Below are 1,583 nucleotides of genomic sequence, written 5' to 3' on the forward strand. Positions count from 1 at the left end.
GTGCCCGACGGTGAGAAAACCCTCTCGGCCATCGACAGCCTGGCCGCCAACGGCGCCAAGGGCTTTGTGATCTGCCCGCCGGACGTGTCCCTCGGCCCTGCCATTGTGGCCAAGGCCAAGCTCAACGACATGAAAGTCATGGCGGTGGACGACCGTTTCGTCGATGCCAAGGGCAATTTCATGGAAGACGTGCCGTACCTGGGCATGGCCGCTTTCGAAGTGGGCCAGAAACAGGGCGCCGCCATGGCCGCCGAAGCGAAAAAACGCGGTTGGGACTGGAAGGAGACCTACGCGGTGGTCAACACTTTCAATGAACTCGACACCGGTAAAAAACGCACCGACGGTTCGATCAAATCCCTGGAAGAAGCCGGTATTCCCAAGGATCACATCCTCACCGCTCCGCTGAAAACCCTCGACGTCCCCGGCAGCATGGACGCCACCAACTCGGCGCTGGTCAAGCTGCCGCGCGGCGCGAAAAACCTGATCATCGGCGGCATGAACGACAACACCGTGCTTGGCGGCGTGCGCGCCACCGAAAGCGCCGGTTTTGCCGCGGCCAACGTGATCGGCATCGGCATCAACGGCACCGACGCCATCGGCGAATTGAAGAAAGCCAACAGCGGCTTCTTCGGTTCGATGCTGCCAAGCCCGCATATCGAAGGCTATAAAACCGCCGAGATGATGTACGAGTGGGTGACCAAAGGCACCGAGCCGCCTAAGTACACCGCCATGGACGAAGTGACCCTGATCACCCGCGAGAACTTCAAGGAAGAACTGACCAAAATCGGGCTGTGGAAATGACTGCTGCGGCCCTTCGGTTTGACGGTATCGGCAAAACCTTTCCCGGGGTCAAGGCGCTCGACGGCATCTGTTTCACCGCCCACCCGGGGCAGGTACACGCCTTGATGGGCGAAAACGGCGCCGGCAAGTCGACGCTGCTGAAGATATTGGGCGGTGCCTATATCCCCAGCAGCGGCACGCTGCAGATCGGCGAGCAGACCATGGCCTTCAAATGCGCCGCCGACAGCATCGCCAGCGGCGTGGCGGTGATTCACCAGGAGTTGCACCTGGTGCCGGAAATGACTGTGGCCGAGAACCTGTTCCTGGGGCATTTGCCGACGCGTTTCGGCGTGGTCAACCGGGGCCTGCTGCGCAAGCAGGCCCTGGCCTGCCTCAAGGGCCTGGCCGATGAAATCGACCCGGACGAGAAGCTCGGACGCTTGTCCCTCGGCCAGCGCCAATTGGTGGAAATCGCCAAGGCGCTGTCCCGTGGCGCCCATGTGATCGCCTTCGACGAACCCACCAGCAGCCTCTCGGCGCGCGAGATCGACCGTTTGATGGCGATCATCACGCGCCTGCGCGACGAGGGCAAAGTGGTGCTCTACGTGTCGCACCGCATGGAAGAGGTGTTCCGTATCTGCAATGCGGTCACGGTGTTCAAGGACGGCCGCTACGTGCGCACGTTCGAGGACATGAGCGCGCTGACCCACGACCAGTTGGTGACCTGCATGGTCGGTCGCGACATTCAGGACATCTACGACTACCGCCCGCGCGAGCAGGGCGAGGTGGCGCTCAAGGTCGAC

2 protein-coding genes are annotated in these 1,583 nt (G+C 62.0%); both read left to right on the top strand.

The window, feature by feature from the left end; all coding sequences use genetic code 11:
• Window positions 1-801: substrate-binding domain-containing protein (locus JWR98_RS28890; RefSeq protein ID WP_205491869.1), on the top strand; the 801-nt coding region annotated here is incomplete at its 5' end.
• On the top strand, window positions 798-1,583 hold a 786-nt coding region (locus JWR98_RS28895), incomplete at its 3' end, for an ATP-binding cassette domain-containing protein (RefSeq protein ID WP_205491870.1). The genes JWR98_RS28890 and JWR98_RS28895, both read left to right, overlap by 4 nt.

It is taken from the genome of Pseudomonas lactucae (genome assembly GCF_016937615.1).
In the GTDB taxonomy this organism is placed as follows: domain Bacteria; phylum Pseudomonadota; class Gammaproteobacteria; order Pseudomonadales; family Pseudomonadaceae; genus Aquipseudomonas; species Aquipseudomonas lactucae.